This window comes from Ruegeria sp. CDSC021 (assembly GCF_059610845.1).
Map to the genome: position 1 here is coordinate 1 of NZ_JBXWOK010000015.1, position 26,743 is coordinate 26,743.

Here is a 26,743-nt window from a genome sequence, read left to right on the forward strand (position 1 = left end):
CAATAACATCAGCGCGCCCGCCTAAATCATTCCCTAAGATGCCCACCGTCTCTCCGATGCGTCCGGCCGTCTCTCCAACCCGTCCCACCGTCTCTCCAGTGTGTCACAAGCGCCTCAGCAGCGCCGGTGAAGGGGTATTTACGGATTAGGTCTGGGACCTGCAACCCCCAATCTGAAAAAACTTTGCATTTCTTAACAGAAACTTCTCTATGTTAATAAAAACAAAATGTTAGCTTAATAATTCTCTCTTCCGAGTCGGTAACGGACCGCATGTAACAACGGAAAGAACAGCCCCTGGGCGGAATCGTACCCATTGCTGGGTATGCGCCCGGAACCGGGGCAAGGAAACGCCGCCCGAGTCTCCTCGGACGGCGCAAATTCTGCGAAGGTCACAGGCTTACTTCAGATCGAACCTGTCTGCATTCATGACCTTGTTCCAGGCCGAGACGAAGTCGCAGACAAATTTGCCTTCTGCGCCTGCCTGACCGTAGACCTCGACCAGAGCCCGCAGCTGCGAGTTGGAGCCGAAGACCAGATCGATGCGGGTACCGGTCCACTTGACCTCACCGCTGGCGCGGTCCCGACCTTCATAGACGCCTTTGCCCGCGGGTTTCCATTCGGTGCCCATGTCCAGCAGGTTGGTGAAGAAGTCGGTGCTGAGCGTGCCGACGCGGTCGGTCAACACACCATGCTTGGTGTCACCAAAATTGGCGCCGATCACGCGCAGACCGCCAACCAGCGCGGTCATTTCAGGCGCCGACAGCGTCAGCAGCTGGGCTTTGTCGACCAGAAGCTCTTCGGGCGAAACCGAATAATCCGTCTTCTGATAGTTGCGGAAGCCGTCGGCCTCGGGCTCGAGCACGGCAAAGCTGTCCACATCGGTTTGATCTTGCGTCGCATCGGTACGGCCCGGGGTGAACGGAACCTCAACCTCCTGACCGCCGGCCTTGGCGGCCTGTTCGACACCCACATTACCGGCCAGAACGATCACGTCGGCCAGAGACACTTTCTTGCCCCCGGATTGTGCGCCGTTGAACACCGCCTGAACGCCCTCAAGCGCGGTCAGTGCCTTGGCCAGCTTCATCGGTTCGTTCGCGTCCCAGTCTTTCTGCGGAGCAAGACGGATACGTGCGCCATTGGCACCGCCGCGCTTGTCCGAGCCGCGGAAGGTCGAGGCCGAAGCCCATGCGGTCGAAACCAGCTCGGACACCGAGAGGCCAGTGGCCGCGATCTTAGCCTTCAGCTCGGCCACATCCGCGTCACCGATCAGCTCGTGATCCACGGCGGGGACATTGTCTTGCCACAGCAGTTCCTCGGCCGGAGATTCCTCGCCGATGTAATTCGAACGCGGGCCCATGTCGCGGTGGGTCAGTTTGAACCATGCACGGGCGAAAGCGTCAGCGAATTCTTCCGGGTTCTCGTGAAAACGCTTTGAGATCGGACCATAGATCGGGTCCATGCGCATCGCCATGTCGGCGGTGGTCATCATGGTTTTGACCTTCTTCGACGCGTCATGCGCCGCCGGGGCCATGTCTTCTTCTTTGACATTCACCGGTTCCCAAATCCACGCGCCCGAGGGGCTTTTGGTCAGGTTCCAGTCATATCCGAACAGCAGGTCGAAATAGCCGTTATCCCATTGGATCGGATTTGCGGTCCAGGCGCCTTCGATCCCTGATGTCGTGGTATCGTCACCCTTGCCGGACCCAAACTTGTTGATCCAACCAAAGCCCATCTCTTCGATCGGGGCGGCTTCGGGTTCGGGGCCGACCAGATCGGGATCGCCCGCGCCATGCGCCTTGCCGAAGGTGTGACCACCAGCAACCAGAGCAACGGTTTCCTCGTCATTCATCGCCATCCGGCCAAAGGTGTCGCGGATGTCACGACCCGAAGCCAGAACGTTGGGCTCTCCGTCCGGACCTTCAGGGTTTACATAGATCAGGCCCATCTGCACTGCGGCCAGAGGGTTTTCCAGATCGCGCTCACCGGAATACCGGCTCTGCGGATTGTCGGTCGGGGCCAGCCATTCTGTCTCGGTTCCCCAATAGATGTCTTCTTCGGGGGCCCAGATATCGGCACGGCCGCCGGCAAAACCAAAGGTTTTGCCACCCATGGATTCGATGGCACAGTTACCTGCCAGGATCATCAGGTCAGCCCAGGAAATCTGGTTTCCGTATTTTTGCTTGATCGGCCACAGCAGACGACGCGCCTTGTCGAGGTTACCGTTGTCCGGCCAACTGTTGAGCGGCGCAAAACGCTGGTTCCCGGTCGAGGCCCCGCCACGGCCATCTGCCGTCCGGTAGGTGCCTGCACTATGCCAGGCCATCCGAATGAACAGACCACCATAATGGCCATAATCCGCCGGCCACCACTCCTGTGAATCGGTCATCAGCGCATATAGGTCTTCTTTCAGCGCCTTCATATCCAGCTTTTTGAACTCTTCAGCATAGTCGAAATCCGAACCCAGAGGATTCGAAGCTGCTCCGTGCTGGTGCAGGATCGACAGGTTTAGCTGGTTCGGCCACCAATCCCGGTTGGAACGGGTTCCAGCGCCGTGCATCACAGGGCATCCGCCTGCTTTGGGGTTATCACTTCCGTCCATATCGGTCTCCAATCCTAGCTAATATCCGGCGATCTTGCGCAGTGAAATTCGTGGTAATCAAGAACACAGATTCAAGACACGTCTTCCCCATCCAAATACGCTGAGCATCTGGCAAGGGTATCGGTATTCCTGAAGTCCTGACCTAGTCAGAAATAGCAAATTGCATTCATGCATAAAAGTTTTGTTTAATGATGAAAACCATAGGAAATAATTATGAAGAGAACATCCCCGGATCCCGCGCAATCGGAGCAATTTTCAAATCCCTGAATAACCTTGGGTCACATATAGACCACAGCCCTTGTTTTTCATCCGTATGCGACCACTGTCTTTATGAACGACACGAGCGCGGGTTCTTTTGTTCGGATCCGCGCCTAATACAGATTGACCGGCGTATTTGACTGCCGGTTCCGAAAATTTTTGGAGTCTGAATGCAATTTGATTATGTAATTGTCGGCGCAGGATCCGCCGGTTCGGTTCTTGCCGGTCGTCTGAGCGAAGATCCCGGAATACGTGTCTGCCTTCTTGAAGCCGGAAACGGCGGCAACGGCATGCTTACCAGATTGCCCGCGGCAACAGTGGCCTCGCTGCCGGGGCGACCGAAAATCAACAACTGGGCATTTGAAACCGTGGCCCAACCGGGGCTGAACGGCCGCAAAGGATATCAGCCGCGCGGCAAAACGGTGGGCGGGTCCAGCGCGATTAACGCAATGTTGTACGTCCGGGGTCAGCGTCAGGACTATGATGGCTGGGCTGAACTGGGCTGTGCCGGTTGGGACTGGGACAGCGTCCTTCCCTATTTCAAGATGTCCGAACATAACGAAGATGGTGCCGACGACCATCACGGCGACAGCGGCCCTCTGCACGTGTCAAACCAGAAACAGCCGCGCCCGATCACGCTTGCCTTTATCGAGGCCGCCGAACAGATGCAGCACCGCCGAAGCCAGGACTTCAACCGGGGCGATAACGAGGGCGTTGGTCTGTATCAGGTCACACAGTTTCACGACCCGTCGAAGAATGGCGAGCGATGCTCGGCAGCGGCGGCCTATGTCTTTCCGGTCATGGACCGCCCGAACCTGACGGTCATTACCGACGCCCATGCCAAAAAGCTGACCTTTGAAGGAAAGCGGGCCACCGGCGTGGTGTACAGGAAAAAGGCCAAAGGTGCGGATATCACTGTCTCCGCCAGGCGCGAGGTTCTGGTTTGCGCCGGTGCACTTCAAACTCCGCAGTTGTTGCAGCTATCCGGGATTGGTGCCGCTGATGATCTGGTCAAACATGGGATCGAGGTGCGGCACGACCTGCCGGGCGTTGGCAAGAACCTGCAGGACCATCTGGATTTCACGCTGCTCTATAAAACCCGGGACACCAACACATTCGGCATCGGTGTCGCTGCCGCATTGAATTTGGCAGGGCATATTTGGCGCTGGCGTAAGACCGGTAAGTCGATGGCGGCCACGCCATTTGCCGAGGGCGCCGCGTTTCTGAAAACCTCCCCGGCTTTGGATCGCCCCGACATCCAGCTGCACTTTGTCATTTCCTTGGCCGATGATCATGCAAGGAAGCTGCATTATGGCTATGGGTTCGGCTGCCATGTGTGCAAATTGCGCCCCGAAAGCCGTGGCACGGTCGGGCTGCACAGCGCCGATCCCTTTGCCGCTCCGGCCATTGATCCGGCTTACCTGTCCGATGACCGCGATCTGGACACGCTGATCAAGGGCGCGCGTATAACCAAAGACATTCTGCACGCGCCGGCCTTCAGTAGATTCCGGCACAAAGCGATGTACGGCATAGATGACGCTCAAACCGATGCGGATTGGGAGCACCATATTCGCGCTCGCGCAGATACGATCTATCACCCGGTCGGAACCTGCAAAATGGGTGTGGATGCGATGGCCGTGGTTGACCCCGAACTGCGTGTGCGCGGGATCGAGGGGCTGCGCGTGGTCGATGCATCGGTCATGCCTACTCTGGTTTCGGGAAACACCAACGCCCCAACCATCATGATCGCCGAGAAAGCCGCGGACCTGATCAAAGCCACCGCCCGATAAGGGCTCAGCCGTCCTTCATCAGGGCCTGCAGTCCAGCGCGGTAATCCGGATACAAAAGCCGGATACCCAGTTCATCCTTGATCCGGTCATTCCTGACCCGCTTGTTTTCATTATAGAAACTTCGGGCCATCGGGGACATATCGGCCTGGTCGAACGGAACCGCAGCGGGCAGAGGCAGGCCTTGCAGTTCAGCCGCATAGGCGATGACATCCTGTGGCGGCACCGGCTCATCGTCACAGACATTGTAAATCGCACCTGGGTTCGGCGATGCCATCGACGCCGCAAGCACCTGCGCGATGTCCGCCACATGGATGCGCGAGAACACCTGCCCCGGTTTGATTATGCGGCGCATTCCCACCCGTTTAAGTTTGGAAAATGGGCCGCGCCCGGGGCCATATATCCCGGCAAGGCGAAAGATGTGGACGGGCAGGCCCGGAATGTCTTGCCATTGTGTCTCGGCCCGGACGCGCCACCTGCCGCGCTCGGCCATTGGTGAAGGAAGGGTCGCCTCGTCCACCCAACCGCCTTTGTGGTCCCCATAGACTGCGGTTGTGGAAAGGTATCCGACCCAATCGAACTGACCTGCGCGTTCAGCGATTTCGTCGCCAAGCGCCGCCAGCACCGGATCTCCGCCCGCATTCGGCGCGGTCGAAATCAACAGATGTGTTACCCCGTCCAAATCAACCGTCTGACCGGGCCAGATCACCGGTTCGGCACCGGATGCGCGGACCGCACCCGATTGCGCCGGATCGCGCGTAGTTCCGAATACGCGCCAACCCGCCGGTTCAAGATGCCGCGACAGGGCCTGCGCCGAATATCCGTGACCGAATGAAAAGAGTGTCTTAACCATATCCTTCTTGATGATCGCCAATGGTCCAAGATGCAAGCACCCGCCACTGGATACTTGATTCGAATCCCCACATACGCCTTTCATGAGTCATGCGTACAAAATCGCCCGACCTGCATGCAGCTTATGCGCTAGACAGCCCCGAGGACCACAAACGGCTTTATGCCGAATGGGCTGGCGACTATGATGACGGTTTTGCGGCGCGCGAGGACTATCAGTTGCATATCCACACCGCCCGCGCCTTTGTCAGCGCCGGGGGACAGGGTCCGGTTTTGGATGTCGGTGCAGGCACCGGGCTTTGCGGTGCGGTACTGGCCGGGTTGGGCGTTGGCCCAATCGACGCCACCGATATCAGCGCCGAGATGCTGGATCAGGCCCTGCGCAAAGACATCTACCGCGACGCGATTGAGGCTGACCTGAACCAGGGCATCCCGGTGCCGCGCGACAGCTATTCGGGCATTGTGTCCTCGGGCACATTTACCCATGGCCATCTCGGCCCCGAGGCCCTGCCCGCGCTGTTGAACGTGGCCCGGACAGGCGCGCAATTCGCTCTGTCGATTAACGCGAAACACTACGAATCTCTGGGATTTGCTGACGCACTGCACCAGCTTGCCCATGGGCAGATACAAAACCTGTCCCTGCCCGAAGTTCGAATCTACGGCGACCTGGCTGCCGGGCCCAACCGGGACGATACCGCCCTTATCGCAATGTTCGAGAAGATCTGAACCCGCTCAGCGCCCTTTCCAGACCGGGTCGCGTTTCTCGGCAAAGGCGCGCGCGCCTTCGAGGTTGTCTTCAGAACCATATAGAATGTCCACCGTCGGCAACTGCCGCCCGGTGATCCGGTTCATGGCATCCTGAAACTTGGAATCTTCGGCGTCGCGCACGATCTCTTTGATCGCCGCGTAAACCAGCGGGGGGCCGCTGGCCAGTAAACGGGCCAGTTCCCATGCCCGGTCTAAAAGCTGATCACCTGGGACGATCTCGTTGATCAGGCCCCACCCTTTTGCCTCAACCGGATCGAACCAGCGGCCAGTCAGCAGCAGTTCCATCGCGATATGGTAGGGGATGCGTTTTGGCAGCTTTACACTGGCCGCATCGGCCACGGTGCCCGACCGGATTTCGGGCAGGGCAAAGCTGGCATGCTCTGCAGCGATGATCATATCCGCACTCAGCGCCAGTTCCAGCCCGCCACCACAGGCAATCCCGTTCACCGCGGCGATGACAGGCTTGTTCATATCCCGTAATTCCTGCAGCCCGCCAAAACCGCCGACTCCATAATCTCCGTCCACGGCGTCTCCGTCCGCGGCGGCCTTCAGGTCCCACCCCGGGCAAAAGAACTTTTCGCCACCACCGGTCAGGATGGCCACGCGCAACTCAGGATCATCGCGGAATTCGCGGAACACTTCACCCATGATCCGGCTGGTGGCCAGATCAATGGCATTTGCCTTGGGTCGGTCCAGAGTGACCTGCAGAATCGCGCCATCGCGCTTGGTTTTAACCGGGTTCATATACGTGCCTTTCGGATCAGAGCATCCACGGCCACAGCGCCATCGGGATTGCAGATGAGTGGATTGATTTCAACTTCGCTGACATGGGCTGCATTGGCAATAACATAGGCTTGCACAGCCTCGGCTGCATTCAGGATCGCCTCTGTATCCGCCGCCGGTTTACCGCGATACCCCGCAAGCAACGGCGCACAGTTCAGCTTGCCCAGCGCCTGACGGACCACGTCCCGGGATGACGGGATCAGCACTGAAACACTGTCGCGCAGAATTTCGGTCAGCACGCCTCCAGCCCCTAGCGTCAGAACATAGCCATGGGCCGGATCACGGGTGACGCCGATCAATAACTCGGCAACACCGCCTTGGGCCATCTCTTCGATCAGAACTTCGTCGGTTCCAAGCTCGGTCGCAACCGCGCTCAGATCGTCCAAGCCGACGCCAAGGCGCACCGCACCGTGTTCGGATTTATGCGCAAGCCCGACGCCCTTGACCGCGAATGGAGCGGTCAGATTCGATGCAGCATGCGCAGCCTTGTCCGGACGCGTCACTACGGATCGAGGAATCCGCAGACCATGATCTGCCAGCGCCCGTTTGGCCTCTGCTTCGGTCAAGACATGGTCTGCCTCAGCCTGCGAGGGCAACAGTACCGGATCAGCCGGTGCCGCAACGGGCCGCGCGGCGGCCTCAACCGCAGCCAAGGCTTCATGCAGACCGGCAAAGGGCACCACACCGCCGTCCAGCAGGCGCTGCGCCACTTCCTCTTGCAAAAGTTCTGGTAGGGTCGCGGCAACGGCAAAAGGTCGCCCGGTTTGGGCGGCGCAGTTCAACGCCGCTTGGGTGGCACATTCCCAATCCGATGCGTCGGTGTGAGGATAGTCGACAATCGCAATGGTAATGGCCTGTTCCGGCCCGGTCATCGCCGACCACGCGCGGGTCATCGCTTCGGTATCGCGCCATATATAGGTGTGGTAGTCCAGCGGGTTCGCCAACGCCACCATGGGCCCCAAAGCTGCGCGCAGGTCAGCTTGCTGTACCTTGGTCAATGGCGGGAAATGCAGATCGCGTCCCTCGGACATATCTGCGGCTAGGCTGGCCTCGCCGCCCGAGCAGCTGATGGTACCCAACCCGCTGCCGCGCAATCGCCCCGTAACATGCAACAGCTTGAGACATTCCAAAAAGCTGGGAATGTCGTCCAACCGTGCGATTCCCAACCGGTCCAAAAAAGCCTGCGCGCCCGCATCACCACCTGCCAAAGACGCCGTATGGGATATCGTTGCCGCCTGCGCATGGGACGAGCGGCCCATTTTCAAAGCAACGACCGATACGCCCCGTCTGCGTGCCTTGTCGGCCAAAGCCTCCCATTTTCGCAGATCGCCAAACCCTTCGATATGAACACCGATAGCAGTGATCCGGTCGTCGTCCAGAAGTGTTGAGGCAACGTCAGCCTGATGTGTCTGCGCCTGATTCCCGCAGGTCAGCATGAACGCCAGGGGCAGGGCCCGGCGTTGCATGGTCATGTTGATTGCAATATTCGAACTTTGCGTCAGGATCGCTACGCCTCGTTCCACCGGTTGCATCCCATGCTGATCCGGCCAGACTGCGACTTGATCCAGCCCGTTGACGAAACCATAGCAGTTGGGACCCAGAACAGGCATTTCGCCGGCGGCCGCAATCAACTGGTCCTGCAGATCGGCGCCCAGATCATCCTCGGCTCGCGCCTCGGTGAACCCCGACGCGAAACAAACCGCGCCCCCTGCCCCGATCGCTGCCAGCGCCTGAACCGCCTCGATTGTTGCATGACGATTGATGCCCACAAAGGCCACATCCGGGGCCGAGGGCAGATCTTCGAGCCGTGCAAACACCCTCTCTCCGGCGACCTCGGCGGCTTTGGGATGGACCGGCCAGATATCGCCCTGAAACCCGAACTTGCGCGCCTGTTGAATGACTGACGCGCACCAAGCCCCACCACCGATCACGGCAATGGAGCTGGGGTTCAACGCCCGTGCCAGCGCCGTTGTCATGCGCCAAGTGCCCGCAACAGCTCACGACTGATGATGTGACGCTGAATCTCGCTAGTACCGTCCCAGATGCGTTCGACGCGCGCATCGCGCCAGAACCGTTCCAGCGGGTAATCGTCCATCAGCCCCATGCCACCATGCACCTGAATCGCGGCGTCAGTCACCCGTGCCAGCATTTCGGACGCATAGAGCTTGGCCGAGGCAATCTCGCGGTTTGCAGGCAGCCCTTTGTCCAGCCGGTCGGCCGCTGCCAGCGTCAACAGGTCAGCGGCATCGATTTCGGTGATCATATCGGCGATCTGGAATGACACGCCCTGGAACTTGCCGATTTTCTGACCGAATTGTTCACGCGTGGCTGCATAGTCCAGCGCATAGTCAAAGGCGCGACGTGCGCGTCCGACCGACATGGTCGCCACGGTGATGCGGGTGGCATATAGCCAGGTATTCATCACCTCGAACCCGCCATCGACCTCGCCCAACACCTGACTGTCGGGCAGGCGACAATCGTCAAAATCCAGGACCATGTTCTTATAGCCCCGGTGGCTGACCGATTTATACCCGTCCCGGATGGTGAATCCCGGCGTGCCGCGATCCACAAGAAAGGCTGTGATCCGTTTCTTTGGACCTTTTGGCGTCTGATCTTCACCCGTCGCGATGAAAACGATGATGAAATCGGCATGCTCCGCGCCCGAGATGAAATGTTTGGTCCCGTTGACGACCCAATCTCCGCCGTCTCGAACTGCGGCACATTTCATACCACGCACATCCGAACCTGCACCTGGTTCGGTCATCGCCAGTGCATCCATCCTTTCGCCCCGAACTGCGGGCATCAGATAGCGTTCGACTTGCTCGCCCTCGCAGGCCATCAGGATGTTTTGCGGACGGCCAAAGAAGTGGTTCAAGGCCATCGATCCCCGGCCCAGTTCGCGCTCGACCAGTGCAAATTCCCGATGGTTCAGCCCGGCACATCCGACGCTTTCGGGAAAATTGCAGGCATAGAAACCCAATTCAATTGTCTTGCGCTTGATCTCATCCGCTATTTCCTGCGGAACCTCGCCGGTACGTTCAACCAGCTCTTCATGTGGATAGATCTCTTTCTCGACGAAACTGCGAACAGTCGCGGCGATCATCTCTTGCTCGTCGGTCAGGCCATATTGCATCTGCGGTCTCCACATCTGGGGCTTGCGATATCGTGGCCCGGGTTGCAAAGTTCATCGTGCAGAAATAGACGTTAACCATGCGAAGATGGACAAAATCGCCTGCCGCGATGCAGCAATTCGGGGTTCTGCTTTTTGATGGGTTTTCAAACCATTGCCTTGCCAACACGGTCGAACCCCTGCGCGCGGCCAATTCGCTGGCTGGAAGAAAACTGTATGACTGGGAATTCCTGTCGCTGACAGAAGGGCCGGTCACATCATCCTCGGGGTTGCAGGTTACGCCGCACGCAAGACTGCAATCTGCCCGCGGCGGTACATTGATGGTGATGCCATCATATGGGTTTCGCGCGCATGGCGGCTGGCCGACGCTGACCGGATTGCGATCCGCCGCAAATCGCTATGACGTTCTGGCTGGGCTGGACACCGGAAGCTGGCTGCTGGCGCTGGCCGGACTGCTGGACGGGTATCGCGCCACCATCCATTGGGAAGAGCTGACCGGCTTTACCGAGCGGTTCCCCGAGATCGACGCCCGGCGCGAGCGGTATGTCTTAGACCGGAATCGCATTACCTGTTCCGGCGCCATGGCAGCTTTCGATCTTGTGTTGCATCTGATCGGTCATGACCACGGGCAGGCACTGGCACTGGAAGTCGCGCAGTTGTTCATGACCCGTGATTCCGCTCGGTCGCATTCCGGAGGGGCTGGGGCGACTACCGGCTATGTAAACAAGGCTCTGGCGCTGATGCAGGAGAATCTTGAAACTCCGCTGCCCATTACGGATATCGCCCGACAGGTCGGACGCTCGCACAAGGCATTGTCCACAAGGATGCAATCCGAACTGGGTGCGGGTCCGGCCCAGGTCTATCGCCGCTTGCGCCTGAATTTAGCGCGGAAGCTGGTGGCAGAAACCGACCTGACTGTCAGCGAGATCGCCCTGCGGGCCGGATACGATGATCCCAGCGCCCTGACCCGCGCCTTCCGAGCCGAATTCGGGATCACCCCCCGTGCCCTACGGGTCGGCTAAGTATACATCTGCTTTTTATAAGCCCGCGTGCGCGTCGTCGCCTCGGCTGAGCCGTCATGATAGGTGCCAAACCACTTGTCGAACGGGATCTCTGAGGTGCCATAGTTGCACTCGAAATACCGGTGATGCAGCTGGTGGAAAAAATCGCCTGCGCGGGCGGCCTCGGTCTCCCCGGCTTTCAGCTTTTCGAACCCGGAATGGGACAGAACCGGGCTGACCTGCTGGAAATAGGCGTGGAATAACAAATGTATCGGGTGCGACGGCACGATCAGGTGGATGAAATAGGTGGTGAAGTACAACAGGTTCTCAAACCAGTGATTTGATATCCCCGACCACGGCCCGATATTGACGTTGCGGTGATGCACCGCGTGGACATGTTTATACAGCTTGGGGTGATGTTCCAGCCGATGCACCCAATAGAAATGCAGCCCCGACCACATGGGGATTAGCGACATCCAGATCACAAACCAGACCGGTGCGGCGGACCATGTGACCGTGGGGACATAGCCATTTGCCATCGCCCAATAGATCCCCCATTGGTAAATCGTGGCGACACTCATGGCGCTGCCCAGGGTCCACCAGATATTGTCCCAGACCTGATTGCGAAAGGTGAAGGTCCCGTTGTCCCGGGTCAGATCCCGGCGGTCGAACTTCTTGTACATGCCCTGCCCTTTGCGCATGTACAGCCACCAATGCAGCCCGCCCGCGACCAGAATCTGAGGCACCATGTTCAGCAACCAGATTCGGAACATCCAGCCGGGCTGGAAGGTCTTCATCGTCTCTAAACCCGGGAAAAACAGCACATAGGCCACCACCGCAAGCCCCAGGCACAGGGTCAGGGCAGTGACCTGAAGCCATGCACCACCATACCATTTCAACACTGCAGACAGGCGGGGCGGCCAGTTAAACAGCGGGTTCAAAGCCACAGGCCCATCGGGGTGGTAATTCCAGCGGGCGGCCTCGGGATTTTGGTCAGTGTCCGGCATCACGGTCTCTCGTCAGCTTGCGTAATCTGAGCCTTCGGCATCCAACAGGGCCTTAATCTCACGCAAATGTGCCTCGGCCTGATCGGGATATTCTTCCAGTTCCTGAGCTGTCTTTTCCGCAATCTCGTCTGACAAAACGCGCAGGGGTTGGCCCGTCTGTAAGGCACGGATATACGTTTCAGCAGCGCGTTCGAAATAGTAGAGTCTATTAAAGGCATCTGCCGGGTTACTGCCCAAAATCAAAACCCCATGATTACCCATGATCATGACTTTCTTTTTTGGGTCTGCCAGCATGGTCGCGCAACGTTCCCCCTCGCTTTCGAAAGCAAGTCCACCAAATTCGTGATCGACCACATAACGGTTGTAGAACGTAGTGGTGTTCTGATCGATCGGCGGCAATGTGCTGTCGGCCAACGAGGCCAGAACCGTGGCAAAGATGGAATGCACATGCATTACACAGCGGGCATGAGGACAGTGCCGGTGAATCGAACCATGCAGGCCCCAGGCAGTTGGGTCCGGTGCGCCGGGTTGGGTCATGACATCAGCGTCTTTGGCATCCAGAAAAAGCAGGTTCGATGCTTTGACTCGTGCAAAATGCATCTGATTGGCGTTCATCAAGAATTGCGTGCCGTCCTGATTCACCGCCAAGCTAAAATGGTTTGCAACCCCTTCGTGCATATTCAGACGTTCAGCCCATCGAAATGTGGCCGCCAGATCCACACGCTCAGGCCAATGGTCAATATTGGGGCGCAAGCTGGCAACGCTCATTTCCGTCTCCTGTCAGCGGATTGCTTGATTGGAAAATCGTGCCCGCAGTAGAAAAAATTGACCAACGAAAAAATCGCGCCTATTTCATAAGCTGAACTAATGGCCAGGTTATGCCCATGCAAAAACAGCTGCCCCCGTTGGGTTGGCTTCGGACTTTCGAGGCCGCGGCCCGCCACCTGTCCTTTACCGCTGCAGCGCGCGACCTGAACATGACACAAAGTGCAGTCAGCCAGCAAATCAAGTCGCTTGAGGCCTATCTTGGCCAACCGCTTTTCCTGCGCCGTCCCCGCGCACTTGAACTGACCGGGGCCGGGATCAGCTATCTCCCTGTCGTGCGTGAGGCATTTCGCACATTACTGCGCGGAACGCGGGCCGTGACCGGGGCCCAGCAGAACGCGGTGCAGGTACAATGCAACATCACTTTTGCGGTCAACTGGCTGGCCCCCCGCCTTCCAATGTTTCAGGCCGAACACCCGTCTGTACAGCTGAACATATTCACCGAGTTGTGGGAGCCCCGGGAAATGGCGGAGGGGGCTGCGGTAGAAATTCGATTTTCGCTCAGACCTTCGGACACGGTGCGAACCGAACTGCTGCGATCCGATCATTATTATCCGGTTTGCGCGCCGGGCTATGAGGTGTCACTGGATACACTACAGCGAACCCCTTTGTATGACTGCTCAAACCTGCTGTCGAATTGGCAGAATTGGATCGAAGATCAGGGTCTAATTTGGGAAAATCCTCCAATCACATATTCCACCACCTATCTGGTCAGCCTGTCGGTTGCGATGGCCGGGGGTGGCTTGTGCCTGACACATGACACAATCGCGCGCGACTTGATTGATGAAGGTCGATTGGTTGCACCATTCGAATATCGCGCAGTTGTGCCAGAGGCCTATTACCTGTTGCTGTCGCCTCAGGCAGAAGAGTCACCTGGAGCGATTGCCTTTGCCGAATGGGTCCGGCGCGAGATTGCGAAAACGTTCTCTGGCTAGGCTGTGGCTCTCCTGCCTAACATAGCGGCTCTTACGGGACCTTCACGGAGCTAGGCACAACAGCGCTGACGCGCTGCATGACGGAATCATGATAACTGCCGAGCAGGGGTTGCACCTTTCCGTGCGTTCGGGAAAGTTGGGCCATGGAATTCACACCTTTCCCAAGCTGGCCCGATACCGCCCCCCGTCTGATCGCTGTCGCCGCAGGGCGTCAAGCCGCTGACCTTGTTGTCCGTAGCGGGATCTGGGTTAACGTGCACAGCCGCGAAGCCCTGCCCGATCATGACATCGCGATTGTCGATGGACGTATCGCCTATGTTGGCCCTGATGCTTCGCACTGCGTCGGCCCGAACACCCGGATCATCGAGGCAGAGGGGCGGTATATGCTGCCCGGCCTGTGCGACGGGCATATGCATATCGAATCAGGAATGCTGACCCCGGCCGAATTTGCGGGGGCCGTTATCCCTCATGGCACGACAAGCATGTTCACTGACCCGCACGAAATAGCCAACGTCCTGGGGCTGGACGGCGTTCGTATGATGCATGACGAGGCGCTGATGCAGCCCGTTAACATTTTCACCCAGATGCCCTCTTGCGCGCCATCGGCGCCGGGGCTTGAGACCACCGGTTATGAGATCACCGCCGAGGACGTTGCCGAAGCAATGAGCTGGCCGGGCATCATCGGGCTGGGTGAGATGATGAATTTCCCTGGGGTGATCAATGGTGATCCCGTGATGCTGGCCGAGATTGCCGCGACCCAACGGGCAGGGAAAACCGTTGGCGGGCACTATGCTTCGCCTGATTTAGGGCCTGATTTCGCAGCTTATGTCGCAGGCGGCCCTGCCGACGACCACGAAGGCACCTGCGAGGCCGATGCCATCGCGCGGGTGCGTCAAGGGATGCGGTCGATGATGCGATTGGGATCGGCCTGGTATGACGTGGAAACTCAGATCACCGCCATCACCGAGAAAGGGCTGGATCCGCGCAACTTCATCCTGTGCACGGATGATTGCCATTCTGGTACCCTGGTCAATGAAGGGCATATGAACCGCGTGGTGCGCCATGCGATTGCCTGCGGCTGTGATCCGTTGATCGCGTTGCAGATGGCGACCATCAACACAGCCACGCATTTCGGGTTGGAGCGCGATATCGGCTCGATCACGCCCGGGCGCCGGGCGGATATCATCCTCAGCTCGGACCTGAAGGACCTGCCCATCGAGCTTGTCATAGCGCGCGGCCAAATCGTGGCAGAGGACGGCAAGATAACTGTGGACTGCCCGCATCTGAATTGGCCTGCAGCCGCTCGAAACACCGTGCATCTGGGCCATGCCCTGACCAGCGCGGATTTTCAGATCGAGGCCCCCAAGGGGGCGAACCGCGTTCAGGCCAATGTGATTGGTGTGGTCGAAAACCAAGCCCCGACCAAAGCGTTAAAGGCCGAACTGCCTATCATTGGCGGCCTGGTTGAAGCCGAGGGTGAGGTCTGCCAGATTGCGCTTGTCGAACGCCACCGCGCAACGGGCGGGGTCACAAATGCCTTTGTCTCGGGGTTTGGATATCAGGGGCGCATGGCAATGGCTTCGACCGTGGCCCATGACAGTCACCATATGATTGTTGTTGGGACCGACCGCGAACAGATGGCCCTTGCCGCAAATCGGCTGGCCGAGATCGGCGGTGGCATCACCATTTTCCGAGACGGTGAGGAACTGGCGCTGGTGGAACTGCCCATCGCTGGACTGATGTCTGATAGCCCGGCAGCCGAAGTAGCCGCCAAGGCCGAACAAATGGTTCGGGCCATGCAGGCCTGTGGCTGTAAACTGAACAACGCCTATATGCAGCACTCATTGCTGGCTCTGGTGGTGATCCCTGAATTGCGGATCTCGGATGTCGGGCTGGTGGATGTGCGCAAATTTGAAAAGATCGATCTTTTGGAACCCCTTGCATGACAATAATACGAGCACCTAAGGCCCCCGCGCCCGAGAACTTCACCGATCCCGCAGCCGCGGTCGCAAGGTTGGAAGAACTGTACGAGCAAGCCACCAGCTTCCTGTGCGAGAACTTTGCCAATGTGATCGAGCACGGAGCACCAACTGAACGCTTCAGAGCCTATTACCCGGAAATTCGCATCAAAACCTCCTCCTATGCGCGGGTCGACAGCCGGCTAAGTTTTGGTCACGTCTCGGAACCGGGCATCCACTCGACCACTGTAACGCGGCCAGATCTGTTCCGGTCCTATTTGACCCAACAGATTGCCCTATTGATCAGAAACCATGACCAGCCGGTCACGATCGGGGCTTCGGACACACCCATTCCGGTTCATTTCGCCGTGGCCAACAATCCTGATCTGATCGTTCCGCATCAGGGCGCCGCCGGATTTACCCTGCGCGATGTATTCGACGTACCAGACCTGACAACCACCCATGACGACATCGTCAATGGCGTCCATGACCACGAGGAAGAAGATGGCCCGCTGTCTTTGTTTACTGCGCAAAGGGTCGACTATTCACTGGCCCGGCTGGCGCATTACACTGCGACTGATCCCAGTCATTTCCAGAACCATGTGCTGTTCACCAACTATCAGTTCTACGTCTCGGAATTCGAAAACTATGCACGCGCGCAGCTGGCCGAACCAGACAGTGGCTATACCAGCTTTGTCTCGACCGGAAATGTCGAGATCACCACCGAAGGCGGAGTGCTGGAACAACCCCTGAAGCTGCCGCAGATGCCGACCTATCACCTAAAGCGGGCGGATGGATCGGGTATCACGCTGGTCAATATCGGCGTCGGTCCGTCGAACGCCAAAACCGCGACCGATCATATCGCCGTGCTACGCCCGCATGCCTGGCTGATGGTTGGCCACTGCGCCGGGCTGCGCAACACACAGGCATTGGGCGATTTTGTTCTGGCCCATGCCTATCTGCGCGAAGACAAGGTTCTGGATGATGACCTGCCGGTCTGGGTGCCGATTCCGCCTTTGGCCGAGGTTCAGGTTGCGCTGGAACAGGCTGTAGCCGAGGTCACCGAGCTGGAAGGTTATGAGCTGAAACGGGTCATGCGCACAGGCACCGTTGCTTCGGTCGATAACCGCAACTGGGAACTGCGCGACCAGTCCGGCCCGGTACAGCGGCTCAGCCAATCACGGGCAATCGCGCTGGATATGGAAAGCGCGACCATTGCCGCCAACGGCTATCGGTTCCGTGTTCCCTATGGCACGTTGCTCTGTGTTTCAGACAAGCCGCTGCACGGCGAATTAAAGCTTCCTGGCATGGCCTCTGCCTTCTATACCACACAGGTTAGCCGCCATCTCGCGATCGGAATTCGTGCGATGGAGCACCTGAGGGGCATGCCGCTAGAGCGCCTGCACAGCCGGAAATTGCGTTCCTTTGATGAAACGGCCTTTCTCTGAAGCAAAAAAGCAACGAATTCCCCCTATTTTTAGGGTTTTCGACGCTACTATTCGTTGTGTTCACCTACAATATCCCGTTACAGTTACGCGGTGAGGCCCTATTTATCGGGCACGTTAAGGAGACCAAGAAATGGCAAAGCCTATGACAAAGACTCAGCTGGTTGCTGCTCTCGCTGAGGAAATGGGAACCGACAAGAAAGCTGCGAACACTGCGCTGGAGGCCATGACCGGCCTTATCACCCGCGAAGTGTCGGCGGGCGGCGCGGTGACCCTGCCTGGTGTCGGCAAAATCTACTGTCGCGAGCGCCCCGAGCGCATGGTGCGTAACCCTGCCACCGGCGAGCAGTTCAAGAAAGAAGCCGACAAAGTGGTCAAAATGACCATTGCGAAGGCGCTGAAGGACAGCGTGAACGGCTGATCCAGCTTTCACTGCAAAACGATCAAGGGCCGCCGCTTGGGGGCCCTTTTTCTTTTACCCCCCTATTGAAGCCAGTTTTTTGTAAGGCTTTGGGAGGCCGGCCGTGGTCAGCCTGGTGTTATGCAATCTGAGATCAGCGAAGAATAAATCTAGCGCCGCGCTCATTAGCTGGGTGCGCAACAGGACCGGTGGCCTAAGCTGGCGAATGCCACAAATTCGCGAGGCTGGCCCCGTCACAGAACAAGAACGGACAATATCCGGTCGACTTTCGGACCAGTAATTTGTTTTGCCGCACTCGCCCCAAAAAGAAATTCATTCTCGGCGATGGATATTTTGATTGGCTCATCCGAACCAATTTTTAGTCATGTGTCACCTTTCGAAGCGAGTGAACTGTCTAAAGTATTGAAAATAAATGATTTCATTAGATATCTTGGCGACCCCGGCAGGATTCGAACCTGCAACCTGCCCCTTAGGAGGGATGCGTTCATAGCGCTATTCCTTTTGTAATTTCTTGCTGTTGGGTGTTTGTACGGTGCCATCTTGTACGTGGTTTGTACGAAAACGGGCTCTGATGTCGGCCTCATCGGTCTCCGCGTGGGCATAGATCCGCATGGGCAAATTGGGGTCTGACCAACGACCAGCCTTGGCTGCGGTGACCGGGTCGACGCCTTGACGAACGACTAACTCAGTGAAGAACCCATGCCGCCCAGCAGGGTGCGCTGACAGGTAAGGAATACCCGCGCGTTTGCAGATCGTCTTCCAGCGCGTGTTGTAGCCTGTCGAGCTGCCGTAGCCGAAAACACGGGCTTTCATCAGCTTGCCGGTCTTGCGGTTCTTGGGCCGTTTGGCTGGCAGTGCGAGAAGCTCGTCCATCATCTGAGGCGAGACGGTGATCCAACTTTCCGGATGTCCCTTCTGCGCCTTTACCCGAACTTTGTTTTCGTGCGGTCGAAGGTCATCCGGCTCCAGTGATACAGCCTGATCAATCCGCGCAGCCGTTTCAAACATGAAACGGACCAGAGCGGCGTTATACGGATCAGCTGCACGGCAAAATGCCTCGATCCATTCCTTGTCAGCCGGGGTGCGCTCGACACGACTAAGCTTCCCGCGTCGCTTGTCCTGAGCGATGCGTTCGAACTTGTCGTACGGCTTCACGCGGATCAGAGGAGTGCCCTCTAGCTCATGCGCGTTGTTGATCACAGCACTCGCGGGCGTCACGATTTCGCGCCACCAGGTATCAGTCGACGCTTTGGGCTTCAGCTTCGGCCCCAGGCTCTTCAATAGCGCGCCAGAAATCGCGCCTAGCGACAGGTCACCGATCGCTTCGACAATCGGGATCAACTGCTTCGCCGCTTTTGGGGACGCATTGTAGAGCATGATTGCATCAGAGAACGTCTTGCTCGGTTCGTCGCCCACGACATAGCGACGGATCTGACGTTCGGTCTCATGGTTTATCCAGTCCCGTGCGCCCTCTTCTGTAGATGCCTTAGTGCTTCGCCGGTATGGGCCGGCGATTGGCCTGCCGTTGTATTCAATCCACCCCTTGGCCCAGTAGACACGGCCCCTCTTGTAAATTTGGAGCGGCATGACTGGCCTCCTTCAAAAATCGTATCAATCTGCGCGGGCGTGATCAGCATGGTCCGCCCAAGGCGATAAAATGCGCCGGTCTCATTGGCGCGTTCGCGCAGAGTGCGTTCTGAAATATCGATCCCCATCCCGGCCATGACTTCGACCCATTGCGCGGGCGTTTTCCCAAGCCCCAGGATCTGAGAGCTGTCTGAATAGTTGGTCTCTGCCATTTCAGTTGTCCTTGTCCGCTTAAGTGGAATCGGCGACACGTATGGAATCGCTTGTTCTGCACCTTCTGACGTGGTCAGATGGGATTAACTGGAATTTTATGTCATTTTGTGCAGTTTCGCGCAATTTGACATTCACGTCAATGGGAACCTTGCATGGCGCGGGATTTGAAGGCTGTCTTCTCGGCAATGGGTGCGCGACTTGCGATCGCGCGCAACGAAGTCGGCTTGACGCAAACCGCCATGGCGGACGCGATCGGCGTCTCACACCGCGCCTATCACAGCTACGAAAAAGGCCAGCGCGGCCTTCCCGTTGAGGCCTTGGTCGCGATTGCCGACAAGTTCGATGTAGACGCAGCATGGATCCTATTGGGCACAAAGTCTGTAAGAGCGGCTCATGACTTTGAGGCGCTAAAGAGGATCGAGATTTCGCTCGATCAACACCTCACTGACGAAAACATCAAAATTAAGAGCGAAAAACGCGGAGCAATCGTGGCTCGCTGGTATCAGTCACACGTCGAAGGCCGTGAAGTCAGTGACGACGACGTTCACACGTGGATTGAATTGGTAAGGGAGTAATCTGGTGAACAAGGCAAGCAAACGCTGGGACATGTTGCGACATTCAGTCTTGGAGCGCACTCGCCGTGAGGTGATCGAACCCTTTGGGCCACTTTACCTGATCTTCCTTGGAACCAGTGTGTTCTACCTGATTGGCTTGGGTCGATTATCACTGGCACAACAGACCGCCGAATATTCAGTTTTGGCCACCATCATGATTTTCGCAATCGCTGCGGCTGGTTTGGCGCTTCCATTTTTGACAGGCGCGGTGCTGACCCTACGTGCGGCCGATCGAAAACTGGAACACCTTCAACGCGGCTGATCGGATGGCCTTTGGTATTTTCATCCATCGCAGCGACTCGATTTACGACGACATTCCGTCGGAGCGGTATCAGTTCCCCAAGCAATACCTTTCACGCGCCCAACAGTGCGAAGGGGATTGGATCGTCTACCTGGAGCCAAGCAAGGTCAAAGAGACCAAAGGTTACTTCGCGGTCGCCAAGGTCCAAGAGATCATTCCGGATCCTAGGAAGCAGGACATGTTCTTGGCGGTGATCGAGCCTGGAACGTATCTTGATTTCGGCGACCCTGTTTCATTCCGGGACGAGAATTCAATCATCGAAAAAGGGTTGTTGAACGATCAAGGCAAGATATCCGGACGCGCGCAAGCCGCAGTAAGAACCCTTTCAGCTGAAGACTTTGCCCGAATAGTCGAACGTGGCCTTGGACGAGATGAGGACATCCTGCCTCGCGTGGGCGACACGATGCAGATGCCAGGGTTTCAAGATGCTCAAACACATTTCCAGCACATGCCCGCTCGAGAACGCGTCAGCCAGCTGACCAATCGCGCGGTTCGCGACCGCAATTTTAGAAAGAACGTCCTGCGCGCCTACGGCGAACGGTGTGCCATTACGGGCTTGCGTCTCATCAATGGCGGTGGCCGCGCCGAGGTGGAAGCCGCTCATATCAGACCGGTCGAACACGACGGCCCTGACATCGTGAGCAATGGGCTCGCCCTGTCCGGAACCGCGCATTGGATGTTTGATCGCGGCCTCGTTGGGTTAGCAGACGACCTAACTATTCTGGTTTCCCGTCAAAGTAACGATATCGAAGCCGTGACATCGATGATCAACTTGTCCGGCAAGATCTTGGTGCCGGACCGCCTCGCCAACCGGCCGAGGACTGAGTTTGTAGCCTGGCACAGAGAGAATTGTTTCAAGCATTAATACTCAGTGCGGACATTGGCGTAGAACGCAGCGTACTGCCGGAAAGAGCCCAAATTGACACCGGCAAAGCAATGCCAGACATATGCAAAATGACCGTTCAAACAGTTCACTCTTATTGGATAACAGCGTCTGGCCGAGAAGGATTCTCTGGTTCGGTTGAGGCTTGCTTTCCCTATTGGAGCTTCACCAAAACTGTAATTTCAATCTGTGCTTTGAAACTAGTTGAACGCGGGAAACTCGACCTGGACGCCACGCTGAAGGGCGAACGTTACACCCTTCGCCAACTTCTAAAGCACACCTCTGGTCTCCCAGATTACGGGCAGTTTTCTGAATATCACTCAGCCGTTGCGGCCAAGGAAACACCTTGGACACGCAACAAACTACTTGATGTGGCGCTTGCAAAAGGAATGTTGTTTGAGCCGGTACAAGGTTGGTCTTATTCCAACATAGGCTACATGTTTGTAGTCGAGCTAATCGAAGCGACGCTGGATACGCCGCTTCGTGAGGTTATTGCCGATATGGTGTGCAAGCCGTTGGGCCTGAACAGTATTGAGCTTGCAGAAACATGCGGGCAATTTCGGAGGGTACATTGGGAGGCCGCGACTGACTACGACCCAAAGTGGGTCTACCATGGGTGTTTGATCGGAAACGCGCCAGATGCCGCGCGGCTGCTGCACGCGCTTATGACTGGTCATCTGTTGCAGCCAGCGACCATGCGCCAAATGTTAGATGCAAAAATCCTTGGCGGCGCTATTCCCAACCGTCCATGGACAGAATGTGGATATGCTCTTGGCCTGATGTATGGTGCTTTGAAAAGTGTGGGTAGAGCGGTTGGGCATTCCGGTGGTGGACCGTTTTGCGTAAACGCAGTCTATCATTTTTCTGACGTTAATGATCCAATCACTGTGGCCTCGTTTACAGATGGGACCGCTGAGGGTGTTGCCGAGTTTGCAGCGGAGAGGCTAGCCGAAGTTCAATGACTGCTTCGTCCGCAACACGGTCGTACAACCCCGAGGGCCTGAATGGCTGGTTTTCCCGCATGTGCATCCATGGAGTACATTGCAGGCATGTCGCTGAATGCTGCAGAACGCGTTTAGGAATGCCGCTACAGATCTCCTAAACGCGCTAACACTTGCAGTAAGATTAAAGCGAGTGACCGCTACGGTGATTAATGCGGGCATCTAGCTCTCGTTCAGCCGCTTCTCGGCGTCTTTCGCTAGTTTCCAGCTGGTCTGTAATCCCACCTGAAGCGTGTCGTAATTCTGCTCCTCGCGCAGCAAGTCGGCCAATGTGGTGACGGACGTGAGATGTGATTTCATCAATAGCGCCACGCAATGCGCCAATCCATTCACCTTGCTTTCGATCCTGCTGGTCGAGCGTTTCTCCAAGGCGTGCAATTCCTTGGCTGAGCTCTCGCAGGCCGTCACCAACCGTTCGACGGATGTGAGCAATTCGCGTTCCAATGCTGTCAGGGTCTTTGTCATCTAAGGTTCCTTGATCTTGATGCAGATGATCGGCGTCCCCGCGATCGTGCAGGTTTTTAAATCGGTCCGGCTCTGGTCCAGCGCCACCCATGTCTGCCCGGCCTGCTCGATCCGTGTCAGGCCAAGTTCCGTCATCTCCGAATGCGAGATCAAACCCGTCCAAAACCAACTCGTGATCAGTACCGTCACGATCCAGACTGAGGCCATCGCCACGATCACCCAGGGGGAGATCGTCAACCAGCGGCGGATCGTCTCGCTCCGCCTCTCCAACTCGCTCTTGCTGTCGCTGAGAAAGAACCTGATATCGGTCTCGATTGTATGCAGCGCGCTGGTCGCAATGCTGCTGAAATCGCTCCTGAAGCTCTCCAGCTGAGACTCCATCAAGGCGGCGTGGTCGCGCCGGATCGTCTCCAGGTCCGCGTTCAATTTCTCGGCGAGGCGATTCGGCTTGCCAGTCGTCATGGAAAATCTCTCCTTTCAAACGCCAGCGCTCACCGGTGTCGGGGTCTTTGGCGGTGATGTAGTTTTTGCTGGTGCGGGGGATCTCGAAGCCCGCATCGGCCAAAGCATCGATCATGCTGGCGCGATCCGTGATAATGCCGACGCTGATCTGATCGAGGATCCAATCGTGCAGCGCTTCGCGACCCTGCGCGCGCGTCGGTGCTTCACTCGTTGCCCTCACTTCGCGGGCGCGTTCTGGGTCCAAAGGGTCTGCCCAACCGAGCCTCTTGTTCAAAAGATCGCGCAGGCTGGAAAATGCGTTCTCATGCCCTGGCGGCGCGATGTTCAGTGCCTTGCCGGTGCTGAGCTCAAGGCGTGGCGTGCAGAAGTGCAGCTCGATGTTGCCTTCATGCGAGTGGCGCACCCAAAGGCAATCATATTGATCCCTGTCCAGTCCAGCAAAGGCCAGAGCCTCAAATAGCTCAATGGCCTCTTGCTGGGCGTCGGGACTGGGATCATCGCTATCGGCAAAGCTGATCACGCCTGCCGTGTAGCTCCACCTGTTGGGGCTCGCGTCGATCAGGTCGCGGGTTTGGTCGGGGTTGCCGTGCAGCACCTCGGGCAGCGGGTCGCGGAGCTTGGTTTGCGGCTGGCCGTTGTCGTCGCGGATCAGATTGCGGTTCTCGTCATAGGCCAGAACTTCACGCGCTGTCAGGTAGTCTACGGGGGCCGCACCGCCGCCTGTGCCGGTAGAGAAGAATGAGATGATCATACGCAGTTACCGCCTGTGTGTGCCGCCACGATCTGCGCCAACTGCCGTTCGATGGCCACCAGCTGCGTCGCGACCTTAAGCGTGTCGATCTGGCTCGCGCGACCAGATTTGACCGCGCCGTTGATCCAGCGTGACAGTTGATTGAGGTTGCCGCCGACACGGGCAATCGCAAAGGTCAACTTCGGATCAACGCGAGGGACGAGCTTGCGACGACGTGCCTCGACCAGCCCCAAGGCCTCTCGCATCAGCGTGGCATTGGGCAGGCCAGCGGCGCGCGATTTGGCCACAAGCGCTGCCTTTTCCGACGGGGTGCATCGAAAGATCACGCTCTCGGAAAGGCCCTCTTTGACGTTGCTTGCGCGCGTCTGGTTGGGGTTTGAAGGGGAGGCTTGCCGCCCCTCACAAGTCCCGCCGATGTAATCGGTGGGTAACCTTGCTCTCTGCTCTTTGTGGGGATCGGTCGCACTCATGCTCTGAGCCCCGCCGCTTCGATTTCAGCAGGGCTGACAAGCTTTGCAGCCAGCAAGGCTGTCACTTGGCCGGGTGTGATGTGGCGGCACAGTGGATGGCGGTCCGTGACCCAGTCGGCCAAGCCTTTCAGCAATTCCACCTCTTTTGCCTTGCCCGCTTCCCGCGCCTCCTCAACGTCGTGAAGGTATTTCAACCAACGGCCAGTGCTGAACCAATTGTCGGAGAAGCACACCTTGGATCGAGTGAATCCTTCGCTCTCGCTCGCATATGCCCGCACGGCGTCCTCGAGGTCTTTCGCGTCCACACCGTCGGCCAGGGCTTGGCGGATCTGCGAAAGGCAAACCGCTTTGCCGCGAATGCGATCCTCCGGATAGGCCGACAAAATCCTTTCAGAAACCTCATCCTCAACCGCCGCCTTCGCGTGCGAAGGATTTGGTTTTTGATATGGTTTATATCTGTTCTCATAGGATTTGCCCTCTGGGGCAGATGGCTTGCCCTCAGGGGCAAATGCATCAATTTCCCTTTCGGTCGGATCCATTTGCCCATTTGGGAAAATGGAGTTGCCTAGGGCATACCAGCAGGTCCGATCTTAACGATCATCGCTGAAATTGCCCTTGATTAGCAGCTCTGCGCTGACCAGCTTTTCGAGCGCTGTTCGGATCTGCTTTTCGCTCAGATAGGGGAACAACTCACCAAAGGCCGAGATCGAATTGTAAGTCCAATACCGCCCGTCTCGAAGGTTGCGGCGATTGGCTTGGTTCTTCTCGATCCAGAAGGTGATGTTTTGGAAAATCACCGCTGCATTGAGACCCACACGCCCGGCGATTTCGGGATCAAAGCTATGGCGGCTCATGATTGGCCACCGAAATACGCACAAACGCGCGAATTTTGTACAGGTTTTGTACGAGATTTCGGTCGTTTTCGGAGAATTCGGCAGAAAACGAAACGGGCGTTTCTGCAAGCTTCTGCAGAACCCCTTGCAAATAAGCCATATTTTTCAGGTGTTTTTGGCGACCCCGGCAGGATTCGAACCTGCAACCTGCCCCTTAGGAGGGGGCTGCTCTATCCAGTTGAGCCACGGGGCCACGCAAAACTCTCTGTAGCGTGGTTTTTTCGGGTTGTCATCGGCTTTGAAGGGCAGTTGTAAAATGCGTCCTGTTCACGCTACCATCGGACAAAACAACAACGCAGGTGCACCCCGTGACCACAGAAAACAAACGCCCACTCACCCTTCGTGATGTTTCTGAAGCGTCCGGAGTGTCTGAGATGACGGTCAGCCGGGTTCTGCGCAATCGGGGTGACGTGTCGGATGCGACCCGCACACGCGTTCTGGCCGCAGCAAAAGAACTGGGATACGTGCCGAACAAAATCGCTGGTGCGCTTGCCTCAAGCCGGGTGAACCTTGTGGCGGTGATCATCCCGTCGCTGTCGAACATGGTGTTCCCCGAGGTGCTGACCGGGATCAATCAGATTCTTGAGGATACCGAGCTACAGCCAGTGGTCGGCGTCACCGATTATTTGCCCGAAAAAGAGGAAAAAGTCCTGTACGAGATGCTCTCGTGGCGGCCCTCGGGCGTGATCATCGCCGGATTGGAACATACCGATGCCGCACGCGCCATGCTGGATTCGGCGGGGATTCCGGTGGTCGAGATCATGGACACCGATGGTAAGCCGGTGGACGCGATGGTCGGGATTTCCCATCGCCGCGCTGGGCGTGAGATGGCACAGGCGATCCTGAAAGCGGGCTATGAACATATCGGCTTTATGGGCACCAAAATGCCCCTGGATCACCGCGCCCGGAAACGGTTCGAAGGCTTTACCGAAGTGCTGGGCAAGCATGGGATCGAGATCGAAGACCGCGAGTTTTATTCCGGGGGCTCGGCCTTGGCCAAAGGCCGCGAGATGACTCAAGCCATGTTGGAACGCTCACCGGATCTGGATTTCCTGTATTATTCCAACGACATGATTGGTGCTGGCGGGTTGCTGTATCTGTTGGACCAGGGGATAGACATTCCAGGCCAGATCGGTTTGGCAGGGTTCAACAATGTCGAACTGTTACAGGGTCTGCCGCGCAAGCTGGCCACAATGGATGCATGTCGACACGAGATTGGGCGCAAGGCAGCCGAGATAATCGCCGTTCAGCTTTCCGATCCCGCTTCCGAGGTCGAAAACCGCATAACTCTGACCCCCAAGATCAGTTATGGCGATACGCTGAAACGCCGCTGACCC

At 57.4% G+C, this 26,743-nt stretch carries 24 protein-coding genes and 1 tRNA gene; 12 read left to right on the forward strand and 13 right to left on the reverse strand.

From position 1 onward, the window contains the following. Nucleotides 1-397: 397 nt before the first annotated feature. Entirely contained in the window at nt 398-2,599 is a 2,202-nt protein-coding gene (gene katG / locus AC2FGB_RS17955) for a catalase/peroxidase HPI (protein ID WP_281973959.1), read from the reverse strand. Nucleotides 2,600-3,027: 428 nt separating this feature from the next. On the opposite strand from katG, the gene AC2FGB_RS17960 reads away from it, so the two are divergent. Beyond that, nucleotides 3,028-4,647, forward strand: coding sequence for a GMC family oxidoreductase (locus AC2FGB_RS17960; protein WP_496694589.1), 1,620 nt, complete (start codon nt 3,028-3,030; stop codon nt 4,645-4,647). A gap of 4 nt (nt 4,648-4,651) precedes the next feature. Here AC2FGB_RS17960 and AC2FGB_RS17965 read toward each other — a convergent pair whose 3' ends face one another. Then, nucleotides 4,652-5,497: an SDR family oxidoreductase gene (locus AC2FGB_RS17965; RefSeq protein ID WP_496694588.1), complete on the reverse strand. Its 846-nt coding sequence runs from the start codon at nt 5,495-5,497 to the stop codon at nt 4,652-4,654. A gap of 89 nt (nt 5,498-5,586) precedes the next feature. On the opposite strand from AC2FGB_RS17965, the gene AC2FGB_RS17970 reads away from it, so the two are divergent. Continuing rightward, on the forward strand, nt 5,587-6,219 hold the full coding sequence (locus AC2FGB_RS17970) for a class I SAM-dependent DNA methyltransferase (RefSeq protein ID WP_281996129.1): 633 nt from the start codon (nt 5,587-5,589) through the stop codon (nt 6,217-6,219). A gap of 6 nt (nt 6,220-6,225) precedes the next feature. Here AC2FGB_RS17970 and AC2FGB_RS17975 read toward each other — a convergent pair whose 3' ends face one another. The 3 genes from AC2FGB_RS17975 to AC2FGB_RS17985 are packed head-to-tail and all read right to left on the reverse strand — an operon-like array spanning nt 6,226 to nt 10,177. Further along, entirely contained in the window at nt 6,226-7,005 is a 780-nt protein-coding gene (locus tag AC2FGB_RS17975; RefSeq protein WP_281973956.1) for a carnitinyl-CoA dehydratase, read from the reverse strand. Then, the gene (locus AC2FGB_RS17980; protein WP_496694587.1) at nt 7,002-9,020 is read right to left on the reverse strand and encodes an acetate--CoA ligase family protein; all 2,019 of its coding nucleotides are present in this window, start codon (nt 9,018-9,020) and stop codon (nt 7,002-7,004) included. Before AC2FGB_RS17980 ends, AC2FGB_RS17975 begins: the two co-directional genes overlap by 4 nt. Next, complete coding sequence (locus tag AC2FGB_RS17985; protein WP_496690501.1) at nt 9,017-10,177, reverse strand: acyl-CoA dehydrogenase family protein; 1,161 nt, start codon at nt 10,175-10,177, stop codon at nt 9,017-9,019. The genes AC2FGB_RS17980 and AC2FGB_RS17985 overlap by 4 nt, the downstream gene beginning before the upstream one ends. Before the next feature lie 77 nt (nt 10,178-10,254). Here AC2FGB_RS17985 and AC2FGB_RS17990 point away from each other — a divergent pair, with 77 nt between their 5' ends. Beyond that, the gene (locus tag AC2FGB_RS17990; RefSeq protein WP_496690502.1) at nt 10,255-11,196 is read left to right on the forward strand and encodes a GlxA family transcriptional regulator; all 942 of its coding nucleotides are present in this window, start codon (nt 10,255-10,257) and stop codon (nt 11,194-11,196) included. Here AC2FGB_RS17990 and AC2FGB_RS17995 read toward each other — a convergent pair. After that, complete coding sequence (locus AC2FGB_RS17995) at nt 11,193-12,182, reverse strand: sterol desaturase family protein (protein WP_271952593.1); 990 nt, start codon at nt 12,180-12,182, stop codon at nt 11,193-11,195. The genes AC2FGB_RS17990 and AC2FGB_RS17995 overlap by 4 nt on opposite strands. Before the next feature lie 12 nt (nt 12,183-12,194). Beyond that, nucleotides 12,195-12,950 carry a class II aldolase and adducin N-terminal domain-containing protein gene (locus AC2FGB_RS18000; RefSeq protein WP_271952596.1) on the reverse strand — a complete coding sequence of 252 codons (756 nt, stop codon included), beginning with the start codon at nt 12,948-12,950 and terminating at the stop codon, nt 12,195-12,197. Between the two features lie 116 nt (nt 12,951-13,066). On the opposite strand from AC2FGB_RS18000, the gene AC2FGB_RS18005 reads away from it, so the two are divergent. The 4 genes from AC2FGB_RS18005 to AC2FGB_RS18020 all read left to right on the forward strand — a co-directional run bounded on the left by AC2FGB_RS18005 (nt 13,067) and on the right by AC2FGB_RS18020 (nt 17,766). Further along, nucleotides 13,067-13,942: a LysR family transcriptional regulator gene (locus tag AC2FGB_RS18005; RefSeq protein ID WP_271952598.1), complete on the forward strand. Its 876-nt coding sequence runs from the start codon at nt 13,067-13,069 to the stop codon at nt 13,940-13,942. 143 nt (nt 13,943-14,085) lie between these two features. Then, nucleotides 14,086-15,888, forward strand: a complete 1,803-nt coding sequence (gene ade, locus AC2FGB_RS18010; protein ID WP_496694586.1) for an adenine deaminase — start codon at nt 14,086-14,088, stop codon at nt 15,886-15,888. Further along, nucleotides 15,885-17,348: an AMP nucleosidase gene (locus tag AC2FGB_RS18015; protein ID WP_496679274.1), complete on the forward strand. Its 1,464-nt coding sequence runs from the start codon at nt 15,885-15,887 to the stop codon at nt 17,346-17,348. The genes ade and AC2FGB_RS18015 overlap by 4 nt, the downstream gene beginning before the upstream one ends. 130 nt (nt 17,349-17,478) lie before the next feature. Continuing rightward, on the forward strand, nt 17,479-17,766 hold the full coding sequence (locus AC2FGB_RS18020) for an HU family DNA-binding protein (RefSeq protein WP_142637567.1): 288 nt from the start codon (nt 17,479-17,481) through the stop codon (nt 17,764-17,766). Between the two features lie 492 nt (nt 17,767-18,258). Here AC2FGB_RS18020 and AC2FGB_RS18025 read toward each other — a convergent pair whose 3' ends face one another. Next, complete coding sequence (locus AC2FGB_RS18025; RefSeq protein ID WP_496694585.1) at nt 18,259-19,353, reverse strand: tyrosine-type recombinase/integrase; 1,095 nt, start codon at nt 19,351-19,353, stop codon at nt 18,259-18,261. A 365-nt stretch (nt 19,354-19,718) separates the two neighbouring features. Here AC2FGB_RS18025 and AC2FGB_RS18030 point away from each other — a divergent pair, with 365 nt between their 5' ends. From AC2FGB_RS18030 to AC2FGB_RS18045, 4 genes are all read left to right on the forward strand, one after another. After that, entirely contained in the window at nt 19,719-20,141 is a 423-nt protein-coding gene (locus AC2FGB_RS18030) for a helix-turn-helix domain-containing protein (RefSeq protein WP_191287347.1), read from the forward strand. A 4-nt stretch (nt 20,142-20,145) separates the two neighbouring features. Continuing rightward, complete coding sequence (locus tag AC2FGB_RS18035; RefSeq protein WP_496694584.1) at nt 20,146-20,442, forward strand: hypothetical protein; 297 nt, start codon at nt 20,146-20,148, stop codon at nt 20,440-20,442. Beyond that, nucleotides 20,402-21,346, forward strand: coding sequence for an HNH endonuclease (locus AC2FGB_RS18040; RefSeq protein WP_496694583.1), 945 nt, complete (start codon nt 20,402-20,404; stop codon nt 21,344-21,346). The genes AC2FGB_RS18035 and AC2FGB_RS18040 overlap by 41 nt, the downstream gene beginning before the upstream one ends. Nucleotides 21,347-21,435: 89 nt before the next feature. After that, nucleotides 21,436-22,326, forward strand: coding sequence for a serine hydrolase domain-containing protein (locus AC2FGB_RS18045; RefSeq protein ID WP_496694582.1), 891 nt, complete (start codon nt 21,436-21,438; stop codon nt 22,324-22,326). A 163-nt stretch (nt 22,327-22,489) separates the two neighbouring features. On the opposite strand, the gene AC2FGB_RS18050 is transcribed toward AC2FGB_RS18045, so the two are convergent. The 5 genes from AC2FGB_RS18050 to AC2FGB_RS18070 form a co-directional block, all read right to left on the reverse strand. Continuing rightward, the gene (locus AC2FGB_RS18050) at nt 22,490-24,043 is read right to left on the reverse strand and encodes a relaxase family protein (protein ID WP_496694581.1); all 1,554 of its coding nucleotides are present in this window, start codon (nt 24,041-24,043) and stop codon (nt 22,490-22,492) included. Next, the gene (locus tag AC2FGB_RS18055; RefSeq protein WP_496694580.1) at nt 24,040-24,513 is read right to left on the reverse strand and encodes a plasmid mobilization protein; all 474 of its coding nucleotides are present in this window, start codon (nt 24,511-24,513) and stop codon (nt 24,040-24,042) included. Before AC2FGB_RS18055 ends, AC2FGB_RS18050 begins: the two co-directional genes overlap by 4 nt. After that, entirely contained in the window at nt 24,510-25,052 is a 543-nt protein-coding gene (locus AC2FGB_RS18060; RefSeq protein ID WP_496694579.1) for a hypothetical protein, read from the reverse strand. Before AC2FGB_RS18060 ends, AC2FGB_RS18055 begins: the two co-directional genes overlap by 4 nt. 51 nt (nt 25,053-25,103) lie before the next feature. Then, nucleotides 25,104-25,367 (reverse strand): hypothetical protein, encoded by a 264-nt coding sequence (locus AC2FGB_RS18065; RefSeq protein ID WP_496694578.1) that lies wholly within the window; start codon nt 25,365-25,367, stop codon nt 25,104-25,106. 155 nt (nt 25,368-25,522) lie between these two features. Then, nucleotides 25,523-25,599, reverse strand: a tRNA-Arg gene (locus tag AC2FGB_RS18070). Nucleotides 25,600-25,714: 115 nt separating this feature from the next. Here AC2FGB_RS18070 and AC2FGB_RS18075 point away from each other — a divergent pair. Further along, nucleotides 25,715-26,740, forward strand: a complete 1,026-nt coding sequence (locus AC2FGB_RS18075; RefSeq protein ID WP_496690504.1) for a LacI family DNA-binding transcriptional regulator — start codon at nt 25,715-25,717, stop codon at nt 26,738-26,740. Nucleotides 26,741-26,743: the final 3 nt, after the last annotated feature.

Bases quoted from the DNA above. Each gene is read 5' to 3' on its own strand.
- katG (WP_281973959.1), bottom strand. From the start codon at position 2,599: ATGGACGGAAGTGATAACCCCAAAGCAGGCGGATGCCCTGTGATGCAC.
- AC2FGB_RS17960 (WP_496694589.1), top strand. From the start codon at position 3,028: ATGCAATTTGATTATGTAATTGTCGGCGCAGGATCCGCCGGTTCGGTT.
- AC2FGB_RS17965 (WP_496694588.1), bottom strand. From the start codon at position 5,497: ATGGTTAAGACACTCTTTTCATTCGGTCACGGATATTCGGCGCAGGCC.
- AC2FGB_RS17970 (WP_281996129.1), top strand. From the start codon at position 5,587: ATGCGTACAAAATCGCCCGACCTGCATGCAGCTTATGCGCTAGACAGC.
- AC2FGB_RS17975 (WP_281973956.1), bottom strand. From the start codon at position 7,005: ATGAACCCGGTTAAAACCAAGCGCGATGGCGCGATTCTGCAGGTCACT.
- AC2FGB_RS17980 (WP_496694587.1), bottom strand. From the start codon at position 9,020: ATGACAACGGCGCTGGCACGGGCGTTGAACCCCAGCTCCATTGCCGTG.
- AC2FGB_RS17985 (WP_496690501.1), bottom strand. From the start codon at position 10,177: ATGCAATATGGCCTGACCGACGAGCAAGAGATGATCGCCGCGACTGTT.
- AC2FGB_RS17990 (WP_496690502.1), top strand. From the start codon at position 10,255: ATGCGAAGATGGACAAAATCGCCTGCCGCGATGCAGCAATTCGGGGTT.
- AC2FGB_RS17995 (WP_271952593.1), bottom strand. From the start codon at position 12,182: ATGCCGGACACTGACCAAAATCCCGAGGCCGCCCGCTGGAATTACCAC.
- AC2FGB_RS18000 (WP_271952596.1), bottom strand. From the start codon at position 12,950: ATGAGCGTTGCCAGCTTGCGCCCCAATATTGACCATTGGCCTGAGCGT.
- AC2FGB_RS18005 (WP_271952598.1), top strand. From the start codon at position 13,067: ATGCAAAAACAGCTGCCCCCGTTGGGTTGGCTTCGGACTTTCGAGGCC.
- ade (WP_496694586.1), top strand. From the start codon at position 14,086: ATGGAATTCACACCTTTCCCAAGCTGGCCCGATACCGCCCCCCGTCTG.
- AC2FGB_RS18015 (WP_496679274.1), top strand. From the start codon at position 15,885: ATGACAATAATACGAGCACCTAAGGCCCCCGCGCCCGAGAACTTCACC.
- AC2FGB_RS18020 (WP_142637567.1), top strand. From the start codon at position 17,479: ATGGCAAAGCCTATGACAAAGACTCAGCTGGTTGCTGCTCTCGCTGAG.
- AC2FGB_RS18025 (WP_496694585.1), bottom strand. From the start codon at position 19,353: ATGCCGCTCCAAATTTACAAGAGGGGCCGTGTCTACTGGGCCAAGGGG.
- AC2FGB_RS18030 (WP_191287347.1), top strand. From the start codon at position 19,719: ATGGCGCGGGATTTGAAGGCTGTCTTCTCGGCAATGGGTGCGCGACTT.
- AC2FGB_RS18045 (WP_496694582.1), top strand. From the start codon at position 21,436: ATGACCGTTCAAACAGTTCACTCTTATTGGATAACAGCGTCTGGCCGA.
- AC2FGB_RS18050 (WP_496694581.1), bottom strand. From the start codon at position 24,043: ATGATCATCTCATTCTTCTCTACCGGCACAGGCGGCGGTGCGGCCCCC.
- AC2FGB_RS18055 (WP_496694580.1), bottom strand. From the start codon at position 24,513: ATGAGTGCGACCGATCCCCACAAAGAGCAGAGAGCAAGGTTACCCACC.
- AC2FGB_RS18060 (WP_496694579.1), bottom strand. From the start codon at position 25,052: ATGGATCCGACCGAAAGGGAAATTGATGCATTTGCCCCTGAGGGCAAG.
- AC2FGB_RS18065 (WP_496694578.1), bottom strand. From the start codon at position 25,367: ATGAGCCGCCATAGCTTTGATCCCGAAATCGCCGGGCGTGTGGGTCTC.